The sequence below is a fragment of the Cupriavidus pauculus genome, from assembly GCF_003854935.1.
Lineage (GTDB): Bacteria > Pseudomonadota > Gammaproteobacteria > Burkholderiales > Burkholderiaceae > Cupriavidus > Cupriavidus pauculus_C.
Window position 1 is genome coordinate 300,492 of record NZ_CP033969.1, and the last position, 25,470, is coordinate 325,961.

Here is a 25,470-nt window from a genome sequence, read left to right on the forward strand (position 1 = left end):
TCATGACCCCGCGACGCCACGCACGCCTCGACGGCATGCCGCGCGCCGCAGCACTTTCCATCCAGAACGTCAACGAAAGGGGTCACCATGCAAACCAGTTCCAACGCAGTCCACAGCCACGTCCACAGCCACGTCCAGGGCCACGTCCACCGCCACGTCCAGGGTCGGGGCCGCCGCCATGCCGCGCAGCGCGGCTTCTCGCTGATCGAGCTCATGATCGTCGTGGCGATCATCGGCATCCTGGCCGGCATCGCCATCCCGCAGTACCAGGACTACGTGGCGCGCTCGCAGTTCTCCGAAGGCATCAACCTCGCGTCCGGCCAGAAGGCGGCCGTCACCGAGGCGTTCTCGTACGCGGGGAGCTGTCCCAACAACGCCAGCGGCGCCGTGGACGGCATTCCCGGTGCCACGTCGATCTCCGGCAGCTACGTCAAGAACGTCCAGGTGGGCGGCACGGCCACCGAGTCCGGCGGCTGCACGATCACGGCCAACTTCAAGGACGACGGCATTGCCAGGGGGCTCACGGGCCGGCACGTGAAGCTGACGATGGGCAACGCGGACAAGGGCTCGGTCACGTGGAAGTGCGAGTCGTCGGCCGACAAGAAGTACCTGCCCAAGGCATGCACGCAACTCTCGCAGGCGCGCGGCAAGTGACGACGGGCCACTAGCCCGGCAACGCGGCGGATCAGCATTGTCTGATCCGCCGCCTCGGAACGGGACGAGGGGCGGGATTGCAGCAGCTATGGCGTACTTACACGCGATTGCGACATTGGCAGCCGAGTTGCCGTGCATCAATTTCGTCCCGCCCCCGCCCCGCTCAAGATGGCGGCTCACATAAACAACGTCGTCAAGGGGTCACCATGCCAATGCACCGAATCCAAACCCGTATGCGCCAGGCCGGCTTCACGCTGATCGAACTGATGATCGTCGTGGCGATCGTCGGCATCCTCGCGGCCATCGCAATTCCGCAGTACCAGGACTACATCGCCCGGGCGCAGGTCTCCGAGGCGCTCAACCTGGCAGCGGGCCAGAAGGCGGCCGTCACCGAAACGTTTTCGCAGGGCGGGATCTGTCCCGATAACGCCGAGCAGGCTTCCCATGGCATCCCGGCGGCCAACAACATCTCGGGCAAGTACGTGGCACGCGTGACCGTGGGCGGCACGCCGAACGACAAGGGCAACTGCACGATCGTCAGCACCTTCCGGACCACCGACGTGTCCAAAGCCATCGCCGGCCACACGCTGACGCTGCGGATGGACAACGCCGACCAGGGCGCCATCACGTGGAACTGCACGTCGAGCGCCGAGCAGCGCTTCCTGCCGCAAAGCTGCTCGTACGTGTCCGCCGGCCGGTGATCCCCGGGGGAGCCGGCGAAGGCGCCCCGCCAGGCCGCCTGGCCAGGCGGGGCTGACGCCCGGGCGCTGGCTGCCACGCTATCATGGCGCCTTCGCCCTTTTCGAGCCCCCGTGCGCATGCCGGTCCACAGAGCCACGCTCCCGGCGACGGCCATCGTCGTCGCCTTCACGCTTCCCCTGCTGATCTCCCGGCATACGCTGCCCCTGGCCACCTTCTTCGGCGAATGGACGGCCGGCGCGCTTGGCGTGGCGCTTGTCGCCGTGCTGGCGCTGCGATCTGCCGATGCTCCGGGTGCCATGCCGGCCCGGGCCTTCCCCTGGGTAGCGGCCTTCCCGGTCTGGCTGCTGCTGACCACGCTGCTGCAGGGAGCGTCCGGCATGCCGGACGTCACCGGCAGCCGCCTGACCACGCAACTGGTGCTGGCGCTCGGCGCGGCCGTGATGATCGGGGCGTGGCGGACCGGCCGGTCGATGTCCGCCGACCGGCGCGCGAGCATTGTCGATGCGCTGGCCATCGCCTTCATCGTCGCCGGGCTGCTTGGCACGCTGGCGCAGTGGATCCAGGTCTTCCATCTGGAGGACCAGACGCTGGGGCTGGTGTCCGAATACTTCTACGATGCGAATCGCCGCCTCTGGGGCAACCTCAACCAGCCGAACCACCAGGCCACGGTCAACGGACTGGCGCTGGCCGCGGCCATCTGGCTCGCCACGCGCGGCTGGCTGCAGTTTCCCGCGTGGCTGACCGCGACGCTGCTGCTCGAAAGCGGCATCGTGCTGTCGGGCTCGCGTACGGGGCTGATCGTCCACGTGGGGCTGGCGGCGCTGTACGCGCTGCTGGCGGCCGCGATGGCGCGCGGTACGCCGCGTGGCGCCAGCCCGATGCACCGGACGCCGGGGCTTGTGGCGGCCGCGGTCATCCTCGTCGTCGGCATCGTGGCGATGGAGCCGGGCATCAAGCTGGCCGGCAAGGCGTTCGACTGGCGCCTGTTCGACACCGTCTCGCAACTGCAGTCCGGCAACCAGATGTCGTACCGGGGCGCGCTCTGGAGCCAGGCGCTGGCGATGTTCCGCGCCCATCCGTGGCTGGGCGTCGGCTATGGCGAATTTGGCTGGGCGCAGTTCCAGCAGGCGGCGCAAGTGCAGGTGGTGGCCGAGATGTCACTGCATGCCCACAACGCGCTGCTGGACCTGATGGCCAAGGCTGGCGGCGTGGGCGCCGTCGGCGTCGTCGTCATACTGGCCGCGTGGCTCTGGCGCGTGGTGCGCGACCGGCTCTGGCGCGGCGCCACGGTGGAACGGGGTGCGACGGCGCTACTGCTGGTCTGGCTGGCGATGTTGGCCGCCCACTCCATGCTCGAATACCCGCTGCACTACCTCTATTTCTTCCTGCCGTTCTGCTTTCTGCTGGCGTGGCTGGAACCGGCCGGGGTCGGCCGGCCGTGGCCGCGCGGCGTGGCCACGGTGGCCTGCGTGGCATTCGTGATCGTGTCCGCGGGCGTGCTGGCCACGCTCTGGCAGGACTACAAGCGCGTGGAGGCGCGCGAGTACGCCAGCGACGAGCACCGCGTGTCGCTGCCGCTGCCGCGCTTCTGGTTCCGGCAACATGCGGCGGCCGACATCGCCGAGCACACGACAATCACGCCCGACAGCGCCGCGAGCCTGCTGCCGGCGCATCTGGACGCGCTGCACCTGCTGCCGACGCCGAACCTGATCCGGCGTAGCGCCTGGCTGCTGGCACTGACCGGCGATCAGGCCCGCGCGCGGCTCTTGATGGAACGCCTGCGCTTCTACTACCAGGGCGACGAGGCGGCACAGTTTGCGGCGCTATCGCGCGACTGCGAGGCGCTGGGCGCCGACCGCCGGCCGAGGGATTTCTGCACGTGGGTCCGCGTGCGCGAGCAGCGCGGCCACGGCCGGGCCGCGCCGGGCAGCAACTAGCGCGTATAGCCGGGCGGCGGGGGCGGCGGGTAGTAAGGCTGATAGTTGGCCGGCGGCACCGCCGCGCGCACGGGCGGCTGCGAGGTGACCATCTGGCCGTACACGGGCACGCGGTTGCCGCTCGCATACATGCACTGGACGTAGGCGGCGTCGTACGCGCGCTGCGAGCCATAGCCGGCGTTGTACGAATTGCCCGCCCCAACGGCGGAGCCGGTCAGCAAGCCGACGCCCGCGCCCACGGCGGCACCCTCGCCGCCACCGAACGCCGCACCGGCCGCCGCGCCCAGCGCGGTACCGATTGCGGCACTTCCGACGGCCGCCGCGTTGGCGTTCTGCTGCGGCGACGTGCCGCCGATCTGCGCGAACGCGTATTGCCGGCAGTTGTAGTCGTCGCCGCGGAACTGGTCGAACGACTTGTTGGTGCCGGGCAGCGCCATCACGCTCGGCCCGGAAGGCATCACCGCGCAGGCGCCCAGGCCCAGCGAGGCGGCCGCAAGCAGGCAGATCGAACGCGTTCTCATGATGTGACTCCAGGCGTGGCCGGAACGGCCGAGGACGGGGCGCGCGGCTGCTCGCGCTGCCAGCCGCCCGGGCATTCGCGCACGTACGGGTAGTAGCCCTCGGGCTGCGTGCAGTGGTACCACCAGGCGTTGGGCGACGATCCGTCGGTCAGCGTCGGATTGCCGTCGCTGCCCTGTTCGATGTACTGCGGCGGATTGGGCGCCGGCACGGCCACCACGGCGGGCGCCGGGTAGTAGCCGGGGTAGTAGTACGGACCATACGGATACCAGCCGGGACCCCATCCCGGCCCCCAGCCCGGGCCGTAGCCCCAGCCGGGCCCGACGTAGACCCCGACCCCCACGCGCGCGCGGGTGTGGTGGTATCCGCCGGCCAGCGACGTCGTGCTGTACCCCGCCGCGCTCACCGCGGCCAATGCCAGAACGATCTGGCAGAGCTTGCGCCCTTTCATGATCTGCATCCCAAGTTGCTGCCTGTCTTTCAACGCCCCGTCGGCGCGTCCGGCTGACCGGCCAACGCCCGTGGCTGCCTTGTATTGAATATCAAACCGTGCGAACGAGGGGCCTTTCGGGTCATTCCGAAATGCAGCGTTACCTTTATTACGGGCGGATGCCTTCAGACTAACAAGCGAATGACAATCGTGAAATCCTTAAAAATTTGGACACGATTTGATCTACGTTACGGTATGCGCACCTTTTGCGTGCCAAGATGATCTTCGTGCGCCACCCGCGCCCAATGTCTTTCCAAGGAGATTGCGCCATGCCCTCGACGTCCAATATCGTGCTTGCCACCGACGGTTCTGCCTTCAGCGATGCCGCGGCACGCTTTCTCGCGGACGGCAAGCTGCTGCAGACCGGATTCACCGTGCACGTGGTGCACGTATCGCCCGACGTGACCGGGCAGGTGCGCGCGTTCGTGAGCAAGGAAACGATCGACGCCTGGCACAACGAAGCCAGCGAAAAGGCGATGGCGTCGGTCTGCGCGATCCTGCAGGCCGCCAACGTGCCGTTCGAGCGCCACGCGCTGCACGGCTATCCGCCCGAGAAGATCCTCGGTTACGCCAAGTCGGTGAATGCGGGCGCCATCGTCATGGGCACCCACGGCCGGGGCACGTTCTTCGATGCGGTGCTGGGGTCGGTGGCCGGCCGGGTCTTGGCGCAGGCCAATTGCCCGGTAGTGATGGTGAAGGCGGAGACGCCGGCCGCCTGACGCGGCCACTGCCAGAGGGCCCCGGGCCAGCCGGGGTCAGGCCGACCAGAGCGGCGGTTCGTCCATCAGCGCGATCTGCTCGCGCAGTTCGAGAATGCGGTCCTGCCAGTAGCGGGCGGTGCCGAACCACGGAAACGCCGCCGGAAACGCCGGATCGCGCCAGCGGCTGGCCAGCCAGGCGCTGTAGTGCAGCAGCCGCAGCGTGCGCAGCGCTTCCACCAGCCACAGTTCGCGCGTGTCGAACTCGGCGAAATCCTCGTAACCCGCCACGATGTCGGCCAGCTGGTCGCACATCGCGGCGCGGTCCCCTTCCAGCAACATCCAGATGTCCTGCACGGCCGGGCCCATGCGGCTGTCGTCGAAGTCGACGAAATGCGGCCCCGGCGTGCCCCGGCCGCGCGCGTCGGCCTCGTCGATCCACAGCACGTTGCCGCGATGGCAATCGCCATGCAGGCGCAGCCGCCGCACGTCGCCGGCCCGCTCGTAGCAGCGGCGCACGGCATCCAGCGCCAGGTCCACGGCGGCGCGCCACGGCGCCAGCAGTTCGGCCGGAATGCAATCGTGCTCGATCAGGTAGTTGCGCGACGCCACGCCGAAGGTGTCGATGTCCAGCGCCGGGCGCGCCTGGTACGACGTGGCGGCGCCGCAGGCGTGGATGCGGCCGATGAAACGGCCAAGCCAGGTGCGCGCGGCCGCCTGGTCCAGCGGCGGCTCGCGGCCGCCACAGCGCGGGAACACCGCGAAGCGGAACCCCGCGTGCGACAGCAGCGTGCTGGCCGGCTGCCCGGCCACGCTGGCGGCCAGCGCCGGCACCGCCGGGATTTCGGCGTCAGCCAGTTGCTGGACGAACGCGTGTTCCTCCAGGATCGCCGCGTCGCTCCAGCGGCCGGGCCGGTAGAACTTGACGACGACCGGCGAGGCGTCCTCGATGCCGACTTGCCAGACCCGGTTCTCGTAGCTGTTCAGCGCCAGCAGCCGGCCATCGGGATAGAACCCCGCCGACTCCAGCGCGTCCAGGATGCACTCGGGCGTCAGCCCGGCGTACGGCACGTCATCGGCGGGGGACCGGGGGGCCGGTGCGGTCATCGGCAATTCGCCTTGTCGTGCGACTCAGGGCGCCGGCTTGCGGCTGCCGCCGAGCAGCGCCGCCTGCGGCGCGGGACGGCGATTGCGGGCCGGCGGTGCGCCAGCGGCGTCCTGCGCGGGGCGCGCCTGTTGCGGACGCGCCTGCTGCGGACGTTGCTGCTGGCCGCGCGGTTCCTGCGGACGCTGGCCGGCCGGCTTGCCGGCACCGTTGCCACCATTGGCACCGGCATTGCGCGCGCCACCACGGGCGCCGCCGTTGCCGTTGCCATTACCACCATTGCCACCATTCGCACCATTGCCGCCCCCGTTCGCGCCCTGGCGCGCCGGCTGGGCAGCCTGCGGCTGGCGTTGTCCGTCGCGGCCCTGCGGCGCACGCGGCGCGCGGCGCTCACCGGCGCCAGCGTTGCCACCGGCATTGCCGCGCGGCTGGGCGCCACGGCCCTGGCCCTGGCCGGCGCCGCCCCGTTGCTGGCGGCCCTTCTGGATCGGCTCGGCCGCGATCGACGGGTCCACTTCAAACCCGGGCAGCACCACCTGCTCGATCTGGCGCTTGATCAGGCGCTCGATGTCGCGCAGCAGCGCGTGCTCATCGACGCAGACCAGCGAGATCGCCTCGCCCTCGGCGCCCGCGCGGCCCGTGCGGCCGATGCGGTGCACGTAGTCCTCGGGCACGTTCGGCAGGTCGAAATTCACCACGTGCGGCAGTTGGTCGATGTCGATGCCGCGCGCGGCGATGTCGGTGGCCACCAGCAGCCGCAGCGTGCCGGCCTTGAACTCGCTCAGCGCGCGCGTGCGGGCCGACTGGCTCTTGTTGCCGTGGATCGCCAGCGCGGACAGGCCGTCCTTGGTGAGCTGTTCCGCCAGGCGGTTGGCGCCGTGCTTGGTGCGCGTGAAGACCAGCACCTGGTGCCAGTCGTGCTGGCGCACCAGGTGGGCCAGCAGTTCGCGCTTGCGTTCGCGGTCCACCGGGAACACGCGCTGCGCCACGGTCTCGGCCGTGGTGTTGCGGCGGGCCACCTCGATCGACGCCGGGTTGTTCAGCAGGCGGTCGGCCAGCGCGCGGATATCGTCCGAGAACGTGGCCGAGAACAGCAGGTTCTGCCGCTTGGCCGGCAGCACGTTCAGGATCTTGCGGATGTCGTGGATGAAGCCCATGTCGAGCATGCGGTCGGCTTCATCGAGCACCAGCAGCTCCACGTGCGCGAGGTCGATCGTGCGCTGGGCCACGTGGTCCAGCAGGCGGCCGGGAGTGGCCACCACGATGTCCACGCCGCGCTTGAGCGCGTCGATCTGCGGATTGATGCCGACGCCGCCGAACATCACCATCGAGCGCAGCTTCAGGTATTTGCCATAGTTGCGCACGCTTTCCTCGACCTGGGCGGCCAGTTCGCGCGTGGGCGTCAGCACCAGCGCGCGCACCTGGGGGCGGGCGCCGCGCGGGGCGGGATTGCGGGCCGCGGAATCGGCCAGCAACTGCAGCATCGGCAGCGTGAAGCCGGCCGTCTTGCCGGTGCCGGTCTGCGCGCCGGCAAGGAGATCGCCACCTTTCAGGATTGCGGGAATGGCTTGCGCCTGGATCGGGGTCGGCGTGGTGTAGCCCTGTTCGGCCACGGCACGCACCAGCTTGTCGGACAAGCCGAGTTCGGAAAAAGACATGAAAAGACGCTTCGGCCGCCCTTCGCGCAGCAGGTGTGCGCCAATCGTGGAGCGGCTCGGGTAGATGACCGTGCCTGGGAACCAGGCCGGCGGGATGGGTCGATTGCCCCCGTTCCCGGGCTAGGAAAGGCCCGTAGTGTACCAGTCTGTGGAAACCGGCGCCCTGCCATCGGTGGCCGGGTGGCGCTGCGCTATCATGCGGCCACCCGGTGCCGGCGCGCCCCAGCCCCTCCTCATCGCCATGCGGTTCCGTTTCATCGAAGACCAGGAAGTCACCCTTTTCGCGGCCATTCCGGTCGGCCTGCTGGCGGGCATCGTGACCACGCTGTTCAAGGACGCGCTGGAAGCCAGCGGGCTGGTGATGTTCGGCAAGGACGCCGACATCGTGCTGGTCTTTGCCGGGCTGGCCGTGGCGTGGCGCGTGCTGATTCCCGCCGTGGGCGGCGCGCTGGCCGGCGCGCTGCTGGTGGCCGCGCAGCACTTTGCGCGCACCGAGACGCTGCCCAGCGAATACATGGAAGCCGTGGCGCGCGGCACCGGTCGGCTGCCGGTGCGGATCACGCTGCTGCGCGCGCTGTCGTCGTTCTGCTCGATCGTCTCGGGCAGCTCGGTCGGCAAAGAAGGCGCGATGATCCAGCTTGCCGCGCTGACCGGGTCGGTCTTTCCGTCCGGGCGCGCCGACCAGGCCACCGGCGACAGCAACATGCGCCGCATGCTGACCGCCTGCGGGGCCGCCGCCGGGCTGGCCACCGCCTATCACACCCCCCTTTCCGCCGCCGTGTTCGTTGCCGAAGTGGTGTTCGGCGCACTGGCGGTACAGCGCCTGATGCCGCTGCTGCTGGCATCGGTGGCCGGCACGATGGTCAGCCAGTGGCACGGCGGGCTGGAACCGCTCTACACGGGCCTGCATATCGGGCCAGACCTGCTCCAGCAGCCGCACCTGCTGCTGGCGGCGGCCGGCATCGGCCTGATCGCGGGTGTGTCCGGCGCCGTCTTCATGCGGGCCAATACGCTGGCCCGCAACGGCTTCCAACACGTGCCGGGCGGCCCCGTGGCGCGGCTGGCGCTGGGCGGGTTGCTGGTGGGGCTGCTGGCGGTGGTGGTACCCGAGGTGGTCGGCAACGGCTATTACACGGTCCAGACCATCCTGCGCAACGAGCCGCTGTCCGTGGCGGTCTGGGGCGTGCTGCTGGCCAAGCTCGTCGCCACCGTGGTCAGCATGGGCTCCGGCGCGGTGGGCGGGGTGTTCACGCCGTCGATGTTCGTCGGCGCGGCGCTGGGGCAGCTTGTGGCGCTGGCGGTGCCGGGCGGCACGGCCACGCCGGTGCTGCCGCTGGTCGGCATGACCGCGTTCCTGGCCGCCACCAGCCAGGCGCCGCTGATGTCGATCCTGATGGTCTTCGAGATGACGCTGGCGCCCACGCTGCTGCTGCCGCTGATGATCGGCGCGGTGGCGGCCTACTACACGGCGTCGCGCTGCCAGACGCTGTCGCTCTACAGCGTGGTGGTGGAGCGCGCGCAGGCTTCTGCCGCCGTCGAGCGCGCCCGGGGGCTGCGGCTGGCCGGGCTCTGCGACCCCACGCATACCGTGATCGACCCGGCCGCCACCGTGGCCCAGGCGGCCGACAAGTTCGCCGAGACCGGCACGCGCTACCTCTATCTCGTCGATGCCACCGGCCGGCTGCTTGGTGCGATCTCGATCCACGCCGTCCAGCGCGCCCAGCGCGAGGCGCCCGACGCCACGCTGCTGTCGCTGGGCGACCTCGCCTTCCCGTCGCTCACGCCGGACTCGCGGCTGCGCGATGCGCTGGCCATCTTCTCGGAGCACGGCATCAACCGCATCCCGCTGGTGCGCGACGCGGCCAGCCGCGAGCTGATGGGTACCGTGTCGAAGCAGCGCGTGCTGCAGGAAGCGTCCTGCCTGTTCTGATTCCGGCGCGGCCGATGTACGGTACACGCCACATTGACGCGCTGCGCCGTTCCCCAGCGCGCGGCGCAAACGGGTAAAATCGCGGGCTACCCTGCCTGCGCGATGGGCTGCAAGCGTGATGGCGTCCGGCGCCGGCGGTATTCCAATAAAAGAGATCGCTGTTTTTCTTGTCGGGAGCTTTCATGTCCAAGCCATATTCGCGTGCGCCGCGCCTGGCGTGCATCGCCGTGCTGCTGCTGTCCGCCATCCCTGCCCTGGCGCAGGAAGTTCAGACCACGGCCCCGCCGGTGCCAGGCCAGATGCCCGGCGCGCCGGTGCGTGTGATCCCGGCGGATGCCCCGCTGGCGCGCATGGAACTGGCCCCGCCGTCGGCCACCGAGCCGATGCGTGCCAGGCTGGACGGCAAGACCGTCGGCGTGGCGCCCGGCCTGCGGATCTTCAGCACCGACACCGTGCTGCTGAACGCCGGCGCGGTGGCGGGCAGGAAGCTCAATGTGCGATACAAGCTCGACCTCTACGGCCAGCTTCTGACCGCGTGGGTCCTGACCGACGCCGAGGTGAAGGCGTGGAAGGCCGCGCACTGACCCCTTTTCGAATCGACCTGTCGTGCCCCCGATGCCCCCAGGTATAACACTGAGACCGGCACCATGAAGAAGGTATTTGTCAAAACGTACGGCTGCCAGATGAACGAGTACGACTCGGACAAGATGGTGGACGTGCTGAACGCCACGCAGGGCATGGAGCCCACGGACAACGTCGAGGACGCCGACGTCATCCTGTTCAACACCTGCTCGATCCGCGAGAAGGCCCAGGAGAAGGTGTTCTCCGAACTGGGCCGCATGAAGGCCCTGAAGGCCGCCAAGCCCGGCCTGGTGATCGGCGTGGGCGGCTGCGTGGCCAGCCAGGAAGGCGCCGCCATCGTCTCGCGCGCGCCGTACGTCGATGTGGTGTTCGGCCCGCAGACGCTGCACCGGCTGCCCGACCTGATCCACCGCCGCCAGTCCACCGGCCTGTCGCAGGTCGACATCTCGTTCCCCGAAATCGAGAAGTTCGACCACCTGCCGCCGGCCCGCGTGGACGGGCCCAGCGCATTCGTGTCGATCATGGAAGGCTGCTCGAAGTACTGCAGCTACTGCGTGGTGCCCTACACGCGCGGCGAGGAAGTGTCGCGCCCGTTCGAGGACGTGCTGGCCGAGGTGGCCGGGCTGGCCGACCAGGGCGTGCGCGAGGTGACGCTGCTGGGCCAGAACGTGAACGCCTACCGCGGCACGATGGGCGGCACCAGCGAGATCGCGGACTTCGCGCTGCTGATCGAATACGTGGCCGAGATTCCCGGCATCGAGCGCATCCGCTACACGACCAGCCACCCGAAGGAATTCACCTCGCGGCTGGTGGATCTGTACGCGCGCTGCGACAAGCTCGTGAACCACCTGCACCTGCCCGTGCAGCATGCGTCGGACCGCGTGCTGATGGCGATGAAGCGCGGCTACAGCGTGCTCGAATACAAGAGCATCATCCGCCGCCTGCGCACGATCCGGCCCGACATGTCGATGTCGTCGGACTTCATCGTCGGCTTCCCCGGCGAGACCGATGCCGACTTCGACAAGCTGATGGCGATGGTCCACGAGATCGGCTACGACACGTCGTTCTCGTTCATCTTCAGCCCCCGGCCCGGCACGCCCGCCGCCAACCTGCACGACGACACGCCGCACGACGTCAAGCTGCGCCGCCTGCAGGTGCTGCAGGCCGCCATCGAGGAAAACGTCGTGCGCATCAGCCAGGGCATGGTCGGCACGGTGCAGCGCATCCTCGTGGAAGGCCCCGCGCGCAAGGACCCCACCGAGCTCCACGGCCGCACCGAGAACAACCGGGTGGTCAACTTCGCGCTGCCGGGCGTGCCCCAGGCCCAGCGCGACCGCCTGGTCGGCCAGATGGTCGACGTAAACATCACGCAGGCGTTCCCGCACTCGCTGCGCGGCGACATCGTCGTGCGCCAATAAGCAACCATGAAGATCCCTTCCGCGGAATTCGTCGCCCCCAAGGACGACAACACGCGCCTGCAGAACCTGTGCGGGCCGCTCGATGAAAACCTGCGCCAGATCGAACAGGCGCTCGACGTGACGATCCAGCGCCGCGGCCATCGCATGACCGTGCGCGGCGAGCGCGCGCAGGACGCCGCGCTGGCGCTGGAGCGGTTCTACAACAATGCCCGGGTCGCGCTGTCGGTGGACGACGTGCAGCTCGGCCTGGTGGAATCGCGCCAGGTGTCGGCCCATGGCGCCTACCTGCCCGGCAACGGCGACGCGGGCCCGGAGAGCCCCGAGGACGATTCCCCGGTGCTGCACACGCGGCGCACGGGGCTGCAGGGCCGCACGGCCACGCAGCGCGAATACCTGCGCGCGATCCTGTCGCACGACCTGACGCTCGGCATCGGCCCGGCCGGCACCGGCAAGACCTACCTGGCCGTGGCCTGCGCCGTGGACGCGCTGGAGCGCGACGTGGTCAAGCGGATCGTGTTGACCCGCCCGGCCGTGGAGGCGGGCGAGCGGCTGGGCTTCCTGCCCGGCGATCTGGCGCAGAAGGTGGACCCGTACCTGCGCCCGCTCTACGACGCGCTCTACGACCTGCTCGGCTTTGACCGCACGCAGAAGATGTTCGAGCGCCAGATGATCGAGATCGCCCCGCTGGCCTACATGCGCGGCCGCACGCTGAACCACGCGTTCATCATCCTGGACGAGGCCCAGAACACCACGCCGGAGCAGATGAAGATGTTCCTTACGCGGATCGGCTTCGGCTCCAAGGCCGTGATCACCGGCGACACGACACAGATCGACCTGCCGCGCGGCCAGAAGAGCGGCCTGGTGGAATCGCAGCACGTGCTACGCGACGTGCGCGGCGTGGCCTTTACCCGATTCACCAGCGTCGACGTGGTGCGCCATCCGCTGGTGGCGCGCATCGTCGAGGCCTACGACGAATATCACGCCCAGCACAAGGACGCCTGAACTTGACCAAGAAGTCTCCCGCCACCCGCCCCTCCGACGCCACGCGCGTCGTCCTGTTCGACGCCGACGGCCGTGCCCGCAAGGCATCTGCCCACGCGCTGCGCCTGCAGCTTGCCGACGGCCGCAGCCTGACGCTGGACCTGTCGCAGGCCCACGACGGCGTGGTCGCGCTGCTGGCCGAGCACACCGACCCGCGCCAGCAGGCCGGCCTGCTGGTCCGGCCCGACAACGCCGACGCGCTGTCGGTGGCCGTCACCGCCACGCCGCTGGTCACCACCACCGGCACGCCCGCCACGCCGCCCGAGGTGGAACTGGACATCCAGTTCGGCGACGGCACGCGCCAGCGCGCCGGCGTACCCGGCCGCAAGCCGATCGAAAAGTGGGTGAAATCGGCGCTCTACGCCGACGCCGCGCTGACCGTCCGCTTCGTCGACGAGGAAGAAGGCCGCGCGCTGAACCGCACCTATCGCGGCAAGGACTACGCTACCAACGTGCTGACCTTCGCCTACGCGGAAACCGACGACGATCCGGTCACCGGCGACATCGTGCTGTGCTGCCCCGTCGTCGAGGCCGAGGCCCGCCAGCAGAAGAAGCCGCTGCAGGCCCACTACGCCCACCTGATCGTCCACGGCGTGCTCCACGCCCAGGGCTACGAGCACGAGGACGACGCCGAAGCCGAGGAAATGGAAGCCATCGAGACCGAGACGCTGCAGGCGCTGGGTTTCGACAACCCGTACGAACCGGTCCGGGAAATCTGAGGCAGGGCGGCGGGCTGGGGCCGAGGCGTCAGCCCTTGACCGCCTGGCGAGTTTCCTGAGAGCCGTCAGGTCCGCCGGTCGCACGGGCGGGCAAAGCGCCGCCCCCGCCACCCGTCATCCCCCCGTCACGGGGCTGCAAGCCTTTTAGTGTATGCTTCAGACGATCTCCACCACGCGCTCGCCGCGACATGAACGACCCCTATCCCAGTTCGAAGGCTGCCCACTTCAAGCAGCCGGATCGGCCCCGATCCCTTCTCGAACGCCTTTCGGATTTCATCTCTCCCGAGCCGGACACCCGCGCCGAACTTCTCGAAGTGCTGCAGGACGCGCATGAGCGCAACCTGATCGATGCCGATTCGCTCTCGATGATCGAGGGCGTGTTCCAGGTGTCGGAGCTGACCGCGCGCGACATCATGGTGCCCCGGGCCCAGATGGACGCGGTCAACATCGCCGATGCGCCAGAAACGTTCATCCCGTTCATGCAGCAGACCGCGCACTCGCGGTTTCCGGTGTACGAGGGCAACCGCGACAACATCATCGGCATCCTGCTGGCCAAGGACCTGCTGCGGTACTACACCGACGCGGAGTTCGACCTGCGCGAAACGCTGCGGCCGGCCGTGTTCATCCCCGAGTCGAAGCGGCTGAACATCCTGCTGCGTGAATTCCGGATCAATCGCAACCATATTGCGATCGTCGTGGACGAGTACGGCGGCGTGGCCGGGCTGGTGACGATCGAGGACGTGCTGGAGCAGATCGTTGGCGACATCGAGGACGAGTTCGACCTCGACGAGGACCAGGACATGATCCTGCCGACCAGCGACGGCGCCTGGCGCGTGCGCGGGCTCACCGAGATCGAGCATTTCAACGAGGCATTCGGCACGGCGTTCTCGAACGAGGACGTCGATACCGTGGGCGGCCTGCTGACCAACCACGTGGGCCACGTGCCGCATCGTGGCGAAATCATCACATTGCCGCCGATCCGGTTCGAGGTGCTGCGGGCCGACGCGCGGCAGGTACACCTGCTGCAGGTGCGCCGGGAGGCCCCGGCAGAGACCGACGGCGTGGCCGACGCATGAAGCGCGCCGGCGCGCCCGACGCCGTGGGTACCCATCGCGCCGATCCGACGATCGGCAACCCTGCTTCCCCTTCTTCCATGCCTGCCGGCGCCCGGCCCGCCGTGGCCCGCGGCGCGCTGTCGCGCCTGCTGCTGGCCGCCGTGCTGGGCGTGGCGCATACCCAGGCGTTCGCCCCGCATGACTGGTGGTGGCTGCAGATCCTGTCGCTGGCCGGGCTGGTGGCGCTGGTTGCCGATGCACCGCGCCCCCGCGCGGCGGCGGCGACGGCCTACGCGTTCGGCATGGGCTGGTTCCTGTCCGGCATCTGGTGGCTCTACATCAGCATGCACGTCTACGGCGAGATGCCGGCATGGATGGCCGCGCTGGCCGTGGTGCTGTTCGCCGGCTATCTGTCGATCTGGCCCGCGCTGGCGGCCGGCACCTGGCACTGGCTGACCCGGCGCGGCCGCGATGGCGTGCTGGCGGCGCTGGCGTTTGGCGCGGCGTGGGCGCTGTCGGAATGGCTGCGCGGCGTCGTGTTCACGGGCTTCCCGTGGCTCGGCAGCGGCTATCCGCACACCGATGGCCCGCTGGCGGGCTTCGCACCGGTGATCGGCGTCTATGGCATCGCATTCCTGGCCGCTTCGGCGGCGGCCCTGCTGGTGGCGGCCGTCCGGGCAGCGCTGCGGCGGTCGGCACCCGGCGCGACGCGCACGGTGGCGTGGGCGGCCGGGCTGGTCGTCGGGATGCTCGGCGGCGGCCTGACGCTGTCGCGCGTGGCTTATACGACGCCCATCGGCCAGCCGATCAGCGTCCGGCTGCTGCAGGGCAATGTGGCGCAGGACATCAAGTTCGAGCCGGTCGGCATCCAGCGCTCGCTGGAGCTGTACCGCGACATGATCACCGCCGCGCCGGCCGACCTCGTGGTCACGCCGGAAACCGCGTTCCCGGTGATCCTGCAGGACCTGCCGCTGGACATCGCCAAGGCGGTCCGCACCTATATGGAGCAGACCGGCACGACCGTGGTATTTGGCGCGGCCGGCGCCGATTCGCCGGTGGATTTCACCAACAGCGTGTTCGCCATCGGCCCCGAGCAGCACGAGCTGTACCGCTACAACAAGCACCATCTGGTGCCGTTCGGCGAGTTCATCCCGTTCGGATTCCGCTGGTTCGTGGACATGATGAAGATGCCGCTCGGCGACTTCCGGCGCGGCACGCTGGACCAGCCCGCCGTGCCGGTGCGCGGCATCCACGTGGCGCCCAACATCTGCTACGAGGATCTGTTCGGCGAGGAAATCGCCACCACGCTGCGGCAACAGGCCACGCCGGCCAACCTGCTGGCGAACGTGACCAACCTGGCCTGGTTCGGCGACACGATCGCGCTGGACCAGCACCTGCAGATCTCGCGCATGCGCGCGCTGGAAATGCGCAGGCCGATGCTGCGGGCGACCAATACGGGCATGACGGCCGTGGTGCGGCCGGACGGCACGGTCCAGGCGAGGTTGCCGACGTTCGAAGCGGGCACGCTTGCGGCCGACGTGCAGGGCATGCAAGGCCTGACGCCGTATATCCGCTGGGGCAACGTGCCGGCACTGGCCGGCAGCGTGCTGGTGCTGCTGCTGGCGCTGCGGGCGCAGCGCCGGCGCGGGGCCTAGCCGACCAGCGAGGTAGCCATCGACACGGCGGCGGCGGCCGCCATCACGGCGATGGCGACGAGGTAAGGTTTGCGAGAAAGCAGCGACATGACCAATCCCCTTGAAGTTGTTGTTTCGAGCCCGTCCCGCCTGGCCCGCTGAAGCGTTGCGGGGCAGCCGGTCCGGCCTGGCAGTCATCTGGTTTGTATTGCGGTGACTGCGTGCGACCACTGTATACAAAAACGGTATCGGCAACTATCAGACGGTTCTGAATCCCCTGTCAGGATTTACCCGACCCGTTGCGCCCGCCCGACATGGCCGTCCCATGCACGATCCGTGCCGTCCGGCCTGCTTTTCCTGCCCCGGCCCGGCGGAACGGGGGCAAAAACCCGATAGAATCCAAGGTTTGGCAAACCCCGCGCGAGACGGTTCGCGCACTTGCCCGCCGGCTTTCCTTTTCGTATTCCTATGCTGACCTTCCAACAAATGATTCTCACCCTGCAGGCCTACTGGGACCGGCAGGGTTGCGCGTTGCTGCAACCGATCGATCTGGAGGTCGGCGCCGGCACGTCGCACGTGCACACGTTCCTGCGCGCGATCGGCCCGGAGCCGTGGCGCGCCGCCTACGTGCAGCCGTCGCGCCGCCCCAAGGACGGCCGTTATGGCGAGAATCCGAACCGGCTGCAGCACTACTACCAGTACCAGGTGGTGCTCAAGCCCGCGCCCGAGAACATCCTGGAGCTCTACCTGGGCTCGCTGGAGGCGCTGGGCCTGGACCTGAAGCAGAACGACATCCGCTTTGTCGAGGACGACTGGGAAAACCCCACGCTCGGCGCCTGGGGCCTGGGCTGGGAAGTCTGGCTCAACGGCATGGAAGTGACCCAGTTCACCTACTTCCAGCAGGTGGGCGGCATCGACTGCAAGCCGATCACGGGCGAGATCACCTACGGCATCGAGCGCCTGGCGATGTACCTGCAGAAGGTGGAAAACGTCTACGACCTGGTCTGGACCGAGTGGGAAGAGAACGGCGTCACGCGCCGCCTGACCTACGGCGACGTCTACCATCAGAACGAGGTGGAACAGTCCACCTACAACTTCGAGCACAGCAACACCGACATCCTGTTCCGCCACTTCGCCGAGCATGAGAGCGAGGCCCGGCGGCTGATGGGCGATACCGGCGAGAAGAACGACGACGGCACGCCGAAGACCACCGACACCCGCCTGGCGCTGCCGGCCTACGAGCAGGTGCTCAAGGCCGCCCACACGTTCAACCTGCTGGACGCGCGCGGCGCGATCTCGGTGACCGAGCGGGCCGCCTACATCGGCCGCATCCGCAACCTGTCGCGCGCCGTGGCGCAGGCGTATTTCGATTCGCGCCAGGCGCTGGGCTTCCCGATGTGCAACAACGGGGCCCGCGCATGACGGCCCGCGTGCGCGGCGCCCTGGCGCTGGCCGCGTTCGCCCTGCCGGTGGCGCTGTCGCCCACCGGCGCCGTTGCCGCCGCCCGCGCCGTCCCCGCGCCCTCCCCGCAGGCCCTGTACCTGCCGGCGGAGCTGGCCAACATCTGCGAGGCCGACGCCCAGGCACTGCAGCAGGCCATCACGCGGCACTGGCGGCCGTCGCTGACGTCGATCGACCAGTGGACGCAGCTCGTGCGCTCGTTCTCGTGCGACCTCTCGGGCTCGCGCGACCTCGGCTGGCACCGCGTGCCGCTGCGCGCCTACGAGAGCGCCATCCGCTACCCGCTGCAGTGGGTGGAATGGGAAGAGCGCGCCGGCCGCTCGCGCCGCACCGTGCGCACCTACTACTCGGCCACCCAGCTCCCGGCGAAGATCGACTTCTGGGTGGGCGGGCGCATCGACGAGATCCGCTACGACCGCCGCTCGCACCGCATCGACGCGCGCTTTCCGGCGGCCGGTGCGCGCGGCGCGTCCGGCGTGGCCGCGCAATGCGCCTACACCACGCTGCAATTCCGCCAGCAGAACGGCCTGTGGCTGCTGTCTGGCGTGGAACCCAATCTCGCGCCGCGCTGCTGACGCGCGCGCCCATACCTGTTGGATAGATTCATGTCGCAACCCATGACCGATTCGCTGCTGATCGAACTGTTCACCGAAGAACTGCCGCCGAAGGCGCTGGCCCGCCTGGGCGACGCCTTCGCCCAGGGCCTGTTCGACGGCCTCGGCGCGCGGGACCTGCTCGAAGCCGGCGCCGCCGTGACGCCGTTTGCCACGCCGCGCCGCCTGGCCGCGCTGGTGACCGGCGTGCGCCGCACCGCGCCGGACCGCGAGCAGCGCGAAAAGGTGCTGCCGCTGACCGTGGCGCTGGACGCCAATGGCGCCCCCACCGCCCCGTTGGGCAAGAAGCTGGCCGCGCTGGCCAAGTCCGTCGGCGTGGCCGAGATCGACTGGCAGACGCTGGAGCGCGCATCCGACGGCAAGGCCGAGGCGTTCTTCTATCGCTATACCGCCAAGGGCGCGGTGCTGGCCGACGGCCTGCAGGCCGCGCTGGACGACACGCTGGGCAAGCTGCCCATCCCGAAGGTGATGAGCTACCAGCGCCCGGACGGCGAGACCGTGCATTTCGTGCGCCCGGCGCACAGCCTGATCGCGCTGTACGGTGCCGAAGTGGTGCCGGTGTCGGTGCTGGGCCTGCCGGCCGGTAACGTGACGCAGGGCCACCGCTTCCTGTCGCAGGGCACGATCGAGATTCCGCACGCCGCCGAGTATGCCGGCCTGCTGGAATCGCGCGGCCGCGTGGTGGCCAGCTATGCCGACCGCCGCGAGCGCATCCGCACCGCGCTGCTCAAGGAAGCGGGCGCCGACCAAGTGGTGATGCCCGATGCGCTGCTCGACGAGGTCAACTCGCTGGTCGAATGGCCCGTGGTCTACCCGTGCCACTTCGAGCAGGCGTTCCTGGCCGTGCCGCAGGAGTGCCTGATCCTGACGATGCAGACCAACCAGAAGTACTTTGCGCTGACCGACGCCGCCGGGCACCTGCGCAACCGCTTCCTGATCGTGTCGAACCTGGCCACCGACACGCCGGAGTCGATCATCTCGGGCAACGAGCGCGTGGTGCGCCCGCGCCTGGCCGATGCCAAGTTCTTCTTCGACCAGGACCGCAAGAAGTCGCTGGCGTCGCGCGTGCCGCAGCTGGCCAACGTGGTCTACCACAACAAGATCGGCAGCCAGCTCGACCGCGTGCAGCGGCTGCAGCAGATTGCCGGCCACGTGGCCGACGCCATGAACGCCGCCGGGGCCAGCGTCGACAAGGCCGCCGCCATGCGCGGCGCCGAGCTGGCGAAGGCCGACCTGCTGACCGACATGGTTGGCGAGTTTCCCGAGCTGCAGGGCACGATGGGCACCTACTACGCCCGCCACGACGACGAGGCCGAGGACGTGGCGCTGGCGTGCTCCGAACACTACCGCCCGCGCTTTGCCGGCGACGCGCTGCCCGCGGGCAACGTCAGCACGGCCGTGGCGCTGGCCGACAAGCTCGAAACGCTGGTGGGCATCTGGGGCATCGGCCTGCAGCCGACCGGCGAGAAGGACCCGTTCGCGCTGCGCCGCCACGCACTGGGCATCCTGCGCATGCTGATCGAAAAGCCGCTGGCGGTGCCGCTGGACACGCTGCTGGCGCTGACCGAGCAGGCGTTCGCGGGCATCGCCGCCGTCAAGCCGGCGCGCGACGCGATTGCCGACTTCCTCTATGACCGCGTGCGCGGCTACCTGAAGGACAAGGGCTACACCACGAACGAGGTGGAAGCCGTGGTCAGCCTGCGCCCGCAGTCGCTGCACGACGTGCTGGCCCGCATGGAGGCCGTGCGCACGTTTGCCGCGCTGCCCGAGGCCGAGGCGCTGGCCGCCGCCAACAAGCGCATCACGAACATCCTGAAGAAGACCGACGAGGCGATCGGCTCCGTCGACACGGCGCTGTTCCAGGAGCCCGCCGAGGGCGCGCTGCACGCCGCCATCGAGCGCGTGCGCCCGGGCGTGGAAGCCGCGTTCGCCGGCGGCGATTTCACGGCCGCGCTGCGCGACCTGGCGCAACTGCGCGACGCCGTCGACCGCTTCTTCAACGACGTGATGGTGATGGCCGACGACGCGAAGCTGCGCGCCAACCGCCTGGCGCTGCTGGCCACGCTGCACGGCCTGGCCAACCGCGTGGCGGACATTTCCAAGCTGGCGGCGTAAGCCGCGGCCGGCACGCATCGGAGAGCAGCCATGCCACAGTCCCTGCCCAAGTTCGTGATCCTGGACCGCGACGGCGTGGTCAACCTGGACAGCGACCAGTTCATCAAGACGCCCGACGAATGGGTGCCGATCGCCGGCAGCCTGGAAGCCATCGCCATGCTGAACCAGGCCGGCTACCGCGTGGTGATCGCCAGCAACCAGTCCGGCATCGGGCGGGGGCTGTTCGAGATGAGCGCGCTGAACGCGATGCACGAGAAGATGTACAAGGCGCTGGCCAACCTTGGCGGCCGGGTGGAGGCGGTGTTCTTCTGCCCGCACACGGCGGCCGACAACTGCGACTGCCGCAAGCCGAAGTCCGGCCTGTACGAGCAGATTGGCGAGCGCTTTGGCATCGAACTGCGCCACGTGCCGACCGTCGGCGATTCGCTGCGCGACCTGGAAGCCGGCGTGGCCGTGGGCTGCGTGCCGCACCTGGTGCGCACCGGCAAGGGCCTGCGCACGCTGGAAAAGGGCGGCCTGCCGGCCGGCACCCGCGTGCACGACGACCTGGCGGCGTTTGCCCGCTGGCTGATCGCCGAAGGCACGCACAAGACCGTGGCGCACGCATCGCCCGCCCCCTGACATCACGACCCATCGTCGCCCCCCGATGACCTTTATCCGCTCCCTGCTGTTCGCGCTGTACCTGATCGTCCTGACGCCGCCCTACGCGTGCGCCTGCTTCATCGTCTTCCCGTTCATGAACGCGGAAAACCGCTTCCGCTTCGTGCGCGGCTGGCCGCGCCTGGTGATCGGCGCCGCGCGGCTGATCTGCGGCATCGACTACCGCATCGAGGGCATGGACAAGATGCTGGCGATGCTGGACAAGCCCGTGGTGCTGCTGTCCAAGCACCAGTCGGCCTGGGAAACGGTGGCCTACGTGGCGCTGATGCCCAAGCCGCTGTGCTTCGTGTTCAAGCGCGAGCTGCTGTTCGTGCCGTTCTTCGGCTGGGCGCTGGGCATGCTCAAGATGGTCCACATCAACCGCAAGGACGGCTCGCGCGCGTTTGCGTCGGCCGCCCGGCAGGGCCGCGAGCGGCTCAACGAGGGCGCCTGGATCATCATGTTCCCGGAGGGCACCCGCACGCCGTCCGGCATGGAGCATCCGCGCTACAAGAGCGGCGGCGCCCGGCTGGCCGTGGAAACCGGCGCGTGGGTGTTCCCGATGGCGGTCAATTCGGGCCGCCACTGGCCGCGCAACACATTCCTGAAGCATCCGGGCACCGTGACGATTTCGATCGGCGACGCGATCCCGTCGGCCAACAAGACGGCCGACCAGTTGAACCAGGAGGTGCAGGCCTGGATCGAGACCGAGATGCGCCGCATCGACCCGGAAAGCTACCGCCGCGCCGGGAGCCAGGCCACCGCATGAAGCTGCTGCGACCCACCGCCGACCCCGGCGCCCAGCTGGAACTGCCGCTGGCCGATGCCACGCCGCCAGCGGCCGCCGTGCCCCCGGTACCGGTGGATGGCCTGGCGCCTGCGCCCGACCAGGCCCCGCCGGCCGAGCCGTGGCCGCCCGCGCTGCCCAACGGCCGCCGGCTCCAGGTGGGGGAACGCACGCTGCACTATTCGCTCAAGCGCTCGTCGCGGCGGACCATTGGCTTCACCGTAGATGACCGCGGCCTGTCGATCACGGCGCCGCGCTGGGTGACGCAGGCCGACGTCGAGGCCGCCATCTTCGAGAAACAGCGCTGGATCTTCACCAAGCTAGGCGAATGGCGCCACCGCGAGACGCGGCGCGTGCTGCCGACCGTGCAGTGGCGCGACGGCGCCGAACTGCCGTTCCTGGGCCAGCCGCTGACGCTGCGGCTGGAATCGCCGGCCGGCGTGCTGATGTTCGACGCGGACACCCGCGTGCTGCACCTGGCCCTGCCCGCCCACGCCGACGAGCAGCAGGTCAAGGACCGCGTGCAGGGCTGGCTGCAGAACCAGGCGCGCCGGCTGCTGGCGCAGCGGCTGGACATCTACGCCGACAAGCTCGGCGTGCGCCATACCGGCTTTGCGCTGACGTCCGCCGCCACGCGGTGGGGTAGCTGCACCGCCGACGGCAAGATCCGGCTGAACTGGCGGCTCATGCATTTTCCGCTGTCGATGATCGACTACGTGGCCGCGCACGAGCTGGCCCACCTCAAGGAGATGAACCACGGCCCGCGCTTCTGGGAAACCGTGGCATCAATCTTCCCCGAGTTCCGCGACGCCCGCGCCCAACTGCGCGCGCATCCCCCCGAACTGCTGCCGACGTTCTGAGGCGGGGCGCCCTGCCCCGCCCACCCCTTCCAGCCCTTCCAGCCCTTCCGCCCCTCACCACGCATACCGCGCGCCCAGCCGCAGCGCGTACTGCCGGTAGCCCTGGCTGCCCCACTGCCCGCCCACGTTGCCCCAGCTGGTCCAGCCGCGCCCCATCCGGGCGGCCAGGCCGAGCTTGACCTCGTAGCGGTCGCGCGGGAACAGCTGCCCGAGCACTGTGTCACTGAACCCGATCGACGTACTCGCGCGGTCGTGCCACCAGTTCAGCGTGGCATACGGCTGCAGCCGGCCGCCATCGTCGCGCTCCAGCGTGCGGAAGACCCGCATGCCAAGCCGCGTCACCACGCCCTTGGTATCGCCGCCCGTCACCTGCGTGCCGCCCGGTTCGTTCACGCTGACGCCGCGATGGCGCACCCACACCGCCTGGGCCTGCGGCTCCACGCGCCATGGCGTGGCGCCCAGCGGCAGCGCCCAGCCCGCTTCGACCGACGCATTCCACGCCTGGCTGCGGTAGTCCACCTTCGGCAGCTGGTCGCCCCGGACGTTGCTGTCGAACCACGCGTACTGGAACCACGTGTCGACGTACGGGCCCAGGTCCGTCGTCGCCTGGCCGAACCACGTGGCATAGAGGCCCACGCCGTAGCCGTTCACCTCGCCCTTGGCCCGCGCGCTGTTGCCGGCGGCAAGGCCGTCGGTCTGCACGTGTCCGTAGCCCAGCATGGCGCCCAGGTGCAGGCGGTCCGCCGCGCCGAACAACGACCCGCGCGCGATGTCGCCGCCGCCCTGCAGCACGACGGTATCGGCCCGCGCGCTGTAGTCGTGGCCCCGGCTGCCGCTCTCGCCGGTCTTGCCGGCCAGCCTGAGCCAGGCGGCCGGCGCGCCCGAGAACTGCAACTGCCCCATGCGGTCGTGCAGGCTGTGCTGGAACAGCGTGGCGGCGGCGTGTTCGTTGGCGATGTAGGCCGGCACTTCGGGCCGGTAGAGCGGCCGTGGCGGATCGGGCGGCGCGGGGGGCGACGGCGGGATCGGCGGGACGGGCGGATCGGGTGGCGTGGGCGGGTCCGGCATCTGCTGCGAGCGCAGGTACCAGTTGCCGTCGTCGGGCTGCCGCACGCCGCCACGATAGAGCCGGTATTCGTAGGGGCCGGCCACCGCGCGCCCGGCCAGCGCGAACGTGCCGGCCGGCGCGCTGCCGCCGCCGGTCACTTCCACGACGCGGATGCCTTCGCTGGTCAGCGCCCCGGCGCCGCCGGCGTTGACCACGCGCAGCGCCGTGGCGCCGCTGGCCGTGCCGCCATTCACCACCAGCCGGTTCGCGGGCGAGCCGTCGCCGCCCAGTGCGGCCGACAGCACCAGCGTGCCGCCGCTGCCGGCGTAGTCGCGCACGGTCAGCGTCGGGAAGATGCCGTCGACCGGCGGGGTGAACGCCACGGTGCTGTCGACGTTGTCCAGCCGGGTCAGCCGCGAGTGGCCGGTCACCCACCATGTGGAGCGGTCGCGCAGCGTGACATTCGACGTGGTGGGCAGCACCCCCTCGATGCCATCGATCAGGATGGCCGTGCCACGTAGCGTGGACCGGCTGGCCGTCACGTCGGCGCGCGTCTCGAACTGCCGGTCGCCCTCCACATCGAGCCAGATCTGCGCGCCCGAGACCGTGGCGTCCGTCAGCGTGATCACGCCATTGCCGCCGCTGACCGTGAGGGCCGGGCCCAGCAGCGTGCTCAGCCGCGTGTTGGACAGCGTGACGGTCTGCATGGTGGGCGCGTTGATGCCCAGCGCCACCACGCCGACGCCATAGAGCCCCGTGGCTTCGATCGCGCCGTTGGACAGCGTGAACGTGCTGCCGTCGCGCACGCGGATGCCGTAGGCGTAGAGGCCGCTCACGGTGACCGTGGTGCCGTCGGCGTCGACGCGGCTGCCCGGGCCGAGCACCGAGATGCCGTCGGCCACCGCCGCGGTCGCCGCCACGCTGCCGCCCACCAGCCGCGCGCTGGCGCCGTCCAGCACTTCCACCGCGCTGGCAATCCGGCCCAGCGACTGCACGGTGGTGTTTTCCGTGGTCACGCTGGCCCCGACGCCCGAGGCAAACAGCCCGTACGAGCGATCGTTCTCGGACAACACGTCGACGTTGCGCAAATGGACGTTGCCGGGCGACAGCACCGCCACGCCCGGCGCTTCGCGGCCCGTGGTGCGGATGCTCGCCCGGCCCGCCTGTCCATCGACCAGGACCGAGCCGAGCGTGCCGGTCTGGACCACGCCCGGCGCGGCCAGCCCCGTGGTGGTGATGGCGCTGGCGCCGAGCAGTTCGACGCGCCCGGACGAGACGGCGATGCCGGCCGCGTCCTGGCCCTGCGTCGCCAGCACCGAATCGCGCAACTGCACAAGGCCGCCGTCGGTGGCCAGCGCCGCGTGGGCGCTGGCGCCGGTGGTGGTGATGGCGGCCTGGCCCGACACCACGGCACCCGTGCCCGACGCATGCACGCCGCGCGCATCGGCGCCCGACAAGCTCAGCGTGCTGCCGGGCGCGTCGAGGCGGATGGCGCCGCCCGCGCTGGCATATGCGCCCGTCGCGCCGTCGCCGCCGGCGCGCAGCGTCACCGGGGCCGTGGTCGTGATGCTGCCGTTGTTGACCGCCTGGAATACCAGCGCGTTGGCCGTGGCGCCGGTGTCGAATGTTCCGCCGGCGACGGTGCCGTCGCAGCCATCCGCGACATACGACGTGGCGCCGGACGCCGGGGGCGGACAAGCCGCCGCGTGCGCTTCGCCGGCGGCGCAGACTGCGAGCATGCAGATTCGCGCCTTGAAGGCGCTGCGTCGGAAACATCGCGTCATACAGTGTCTCTCCTGTCAGG

The 25,470-nt window shown here is 69.8% G+C and carries 22 protein-coding genes; 17 read left to right on the forward strand and 5 right to left on the reverse strand.

The window, feature by feature from the left end:
* Window positions 1-213: 213 nt before the first annotated feature.
* From EHF44_RS03065 to EHF44_RS03075, 3 genes are all read left to right on the forward strand, one after another.
* The gene (locus EHF44_RS03065; RefSeq protein WP_253700025.1) at window positions 214-654 is read left to right on the forward strand and encodes a pilin; all 441 of its coding nucleotides are present in this window, start codon (window positions 214-216) and stop codon (window positions 652-654) included.
* A gap of 212 nt (window positions 655-866) precedes the next feature.
* A complete protein-coding gene (locus EHF44_RS03070; protein WP_301337472.1) occupies window positions 867-1,355 on the forward strand; it encodes a pilin in 489 nt (162 codons plus the stop codon).
* A 117-nt stretch (window positions 1,356-1,472) separates the two neighbouring features.
* Entirely contained in the window at window positions 1,473-3,293 is a 1,821-nt protein-coding gene (locus EHF44_RS03075) for a PglL family O-oligosaccharyltransferase (RefSeq protein ID WP_124682385.1), read from the forward strand.
* Here EHF44_RS03075 and EHF44_RS03080 read toward each other — a convergent pair.
* Window positions 3,290-3,814 (reverse strand): glycine zipper family protein, encoded by a 525-nt coding sequence (locus tag EHF44_RS03080; protein WP_124682386.1) that lies wholly within the window; start codon window positions 3,812-3,814, stop codon window positions 3,290-3,292. The genes EHF44_RS03075 and EHF44_RS03080 overlap by 4 nt on opposite strands.
* Entirely contained in the window at window positions 3,811-4,263 is a 453-nt protein-coding gene (locus tag EHF44_RS03085; protein WP_124684975.1) for a hypothetical protein, read from the reverse strand. Before EHF44_RS03085 ends, EHF44_RS03080 begins: the two co-directional genes overlap by 4 nt.
* A 308-nt stretch (window positions 4,264-4,571) precedes the next feature.
* On the opposite strand from EHF44_RS03085, the gene EHF44_RS03090 reads away from it, so the two are divergent.
* Entirely contained in the window at window positions 4,572-5,021 is a 450-nt protein-coding gene (locus EHF44_RS03090) for a universal stress protein (RefSeq protein WP_124682387.1), read from the forward strand.
* Between the two features lie 36 nt (window positions 5,022-5,057).
* On the opposite strand, the gene EHF44_RS03095 is transcribed toward EHF44_RS03090, so the two are convergent.
* Together EHF44_RS03095 and EHF44_RS03100 are read right to left on the reverse strand one after the other, a co-directional pair.
* On the reverse strand, window positions 5,058-6,107 hold the full coding sequence (locus tag EHF44_RS03095; protein WP_124682388.1) for a serine/threonine protein kinase: 1,050 nt from the start codon (window positions 6,105-6,107) through the stop codon (window positions 5,058-5,060).
* 24 nt (window positions 6,108-6,131) lie between these two features.
* Window positions 6,132-7,763, reverse strand: a complete 1,632-nt coding sequence (locus EHF44_RS03100) for a DEAD/DEAH box helicase (protein WP_124682389.1) — start codon at window positions 7,761-7,763, stop codon at window positions 6,132-6,134.
* 241 nt (window positions 7,764-8,004) lie between these two features.
* On the opposite strand from EHF44_RS03100, the gene EHF44_RS03105 reads away from it, so the two are divergent.
* The 13 genes from EHF44_RS03105 to EHF44_RS03165 all read left to right on the forward strand — a co-directional run bounded on the left by EHF44_RS03105 (window position 8,005) and on the right by EHF44_RS03165 (window position 22,618).
* Entirely contained in the window at window positions 8,005-9,693 is a 1,689-nt protein-coding gene (locus EHF44_RS03105) for a ClcB-like voltage-gated chloride channel protein (RefSeq protein ID WP_124682390.1), read from the forward strand.
* A gap of 182 nt (window positions 9,694-9,875) precedes the next feature.
* On the forward strand, window positions 9,876-10,277 hold the full coding sequence (locus EHF44_RS03110) for a hypothetical protein (protein ID WP_124682391.1): 402 nt from the start codon (window positions 9,876-9,878) through the stop codon (window positions 10,275-10,277).
* Window positions 10,278-10,340: 63 nt separating this feature from the next.
* A complete protein-coding gene (gene miaB / locus EHF44_RS03115) occupies window positions 10,341-11,693 on the forward strand; it encodes a tRNA (N6-isopentenyl adenosine(37)-C2)-methylthiotransferase MiaB (RefSeq protein ID WP_124682392.1) in 1,353 nt (450 codons plus the stop codon).
* Between the two features lie 6 nt (window positions 11,694-11,699).
* A complete protein-coding gene (locus EHF44_RS03120; protein ID WP_124682393.1) occupies window positions 11,700-12,695 on the forward strand; it encodes a PhoH family protein in 996 nt (331 codons plus the stop codon).
* Window positions 12,696-12,697: 2 nt separating this feature from the next.
* Complete coding sequence (gene ybeY, locus EHF44_RS03125) at window positions 12,698-13,453, forward strand: rRNA maturation RNase YbeY (RefSeq protein ID WP_124682394.1); 756 nt, start codon at window positions 12,698-12,700, stop codon at window positions 13,451-13,453.
* 188 nt (window positions 13,454-13,641) lie between these two features.
* Window positions 13,642-14,529, forward strand: coding sequence for an HlyC/CorC family transporter (locus tag EHF44_RS03130; RefSeq protein ID WP_124682395.1), 888 nt, complete (start codon window positions 13,642-13,644; stop codon window positions 14,527-14,529).
* A complete protein-coding gene (lnt, locus tag EHF44_RS03135; RefSeq protein ID WP_124682396.1) occupies window positions 14,526-16,163 on the forward strand; it encodes an apolipoprotein N-acyltransferase in 1,638 nt (545 codons plus the stop codon). The genes EHF44_RS03130 and lnt overlap by 4 nt, the downstream gene beginning before the upstream one ends.
* A 447-nt stretch (window positions 16,164-16,610) precedes the next feature.
* Window positions 16,611-17,564 (forward strand): glycine--tRNA ligase subunit alpha, encoded by a 954-nt coding sequence (glyQ, locus tag EHF44_RS03140; RefSeq protein ID WP_124682397.1) that lies wholly within the window; start codon window positions 16,611-16,613, stop codon window positions 17,562-17,564.
* Window positions 17,561-18,178 (forward strand): hypothetical protein, encoded by a 618-nt coding sequence (locus EHF44_RS03145; protein ID WP_124682398.1) that lies wholly within the window; start codon window positions 17,561-17,563, stop codon window positions 18,176-18,178. The genes glyQ and EHF44_RS03145 overlap by 4 nt, the downstream gene beginning before the upstream one ends.
* Before the next feature lie 30 nt (window positions 18,179-18,208).
* Window positions 18,209-20,332 (forward strand): glycine--tRNA ligase subunit beta, encoded by a 2,124-nt coding sequence (gene glyS / locus EHF44_RS03150; RefSeq protein WP_124682399.1) that lies wholly within the window; start codon window positions 18,209-18,211, stop codon window positions 20,330-20,332.
* A 30-nt stretch (window positions 20,333-20,362) separates the two neighbouring features.
* Window positions 20,363-20,953: a D-glycero-beta-D-manno-heptose 1,7-bisphosphate 7-phosphatase gene (gene gmhB / locus EHF44_RS03155; RefSeq protein WP_124682400.1), complete on the forward strand. Its 591-nt coding sequence runs from the start codon at window positions 20,363-20,365 to the stop codon at window positions 20,951-20,953.
* 25 nt (window positions 20,954-20,978) lie between these two features.
* Window positions 20,979-21,740, forward strand: a complete 762-nt coding sequence (locus EHF44_RS03160; RefSeq protein WP_124682401.1) for a lysophospholipid acyltransferase family protein — start codon at window positions 20,979-20,981, stop codon at window positions 21,738-21,740.
* A complete protein-coding gene (locus EHF44_RS03165; protein WP_124682402.1) occupies window positions 21,737-22,618 on the forward strand; it encodes a M48 family metallopeptidase in 882 nt (293 codons plus the stop codon). Before EHF44_RS03160 ends, EHF44_RS03165 begins: the two co-directional genes overlap by 4 nt.
* A 54-nt stretch (window positions 22,619-22,672) precedes the next feature.
* Here EHF44_RS03165 and EHF44_RS03170 read toward each other — a convergent pair whose 3' ends face one another.
* A complete protein-coding gene (locus EHF44_RS03170) occupies window positions 22,673-25,405 on the reverse strand; it encodes an autotransporter family protein (RefSeq protein WP_124682403.1) in 2,733 nt (910 codons plus the stop codon).
* Between the last annotated feature and the right edge of the window lie 65 nt (window positions 25,406-25,470).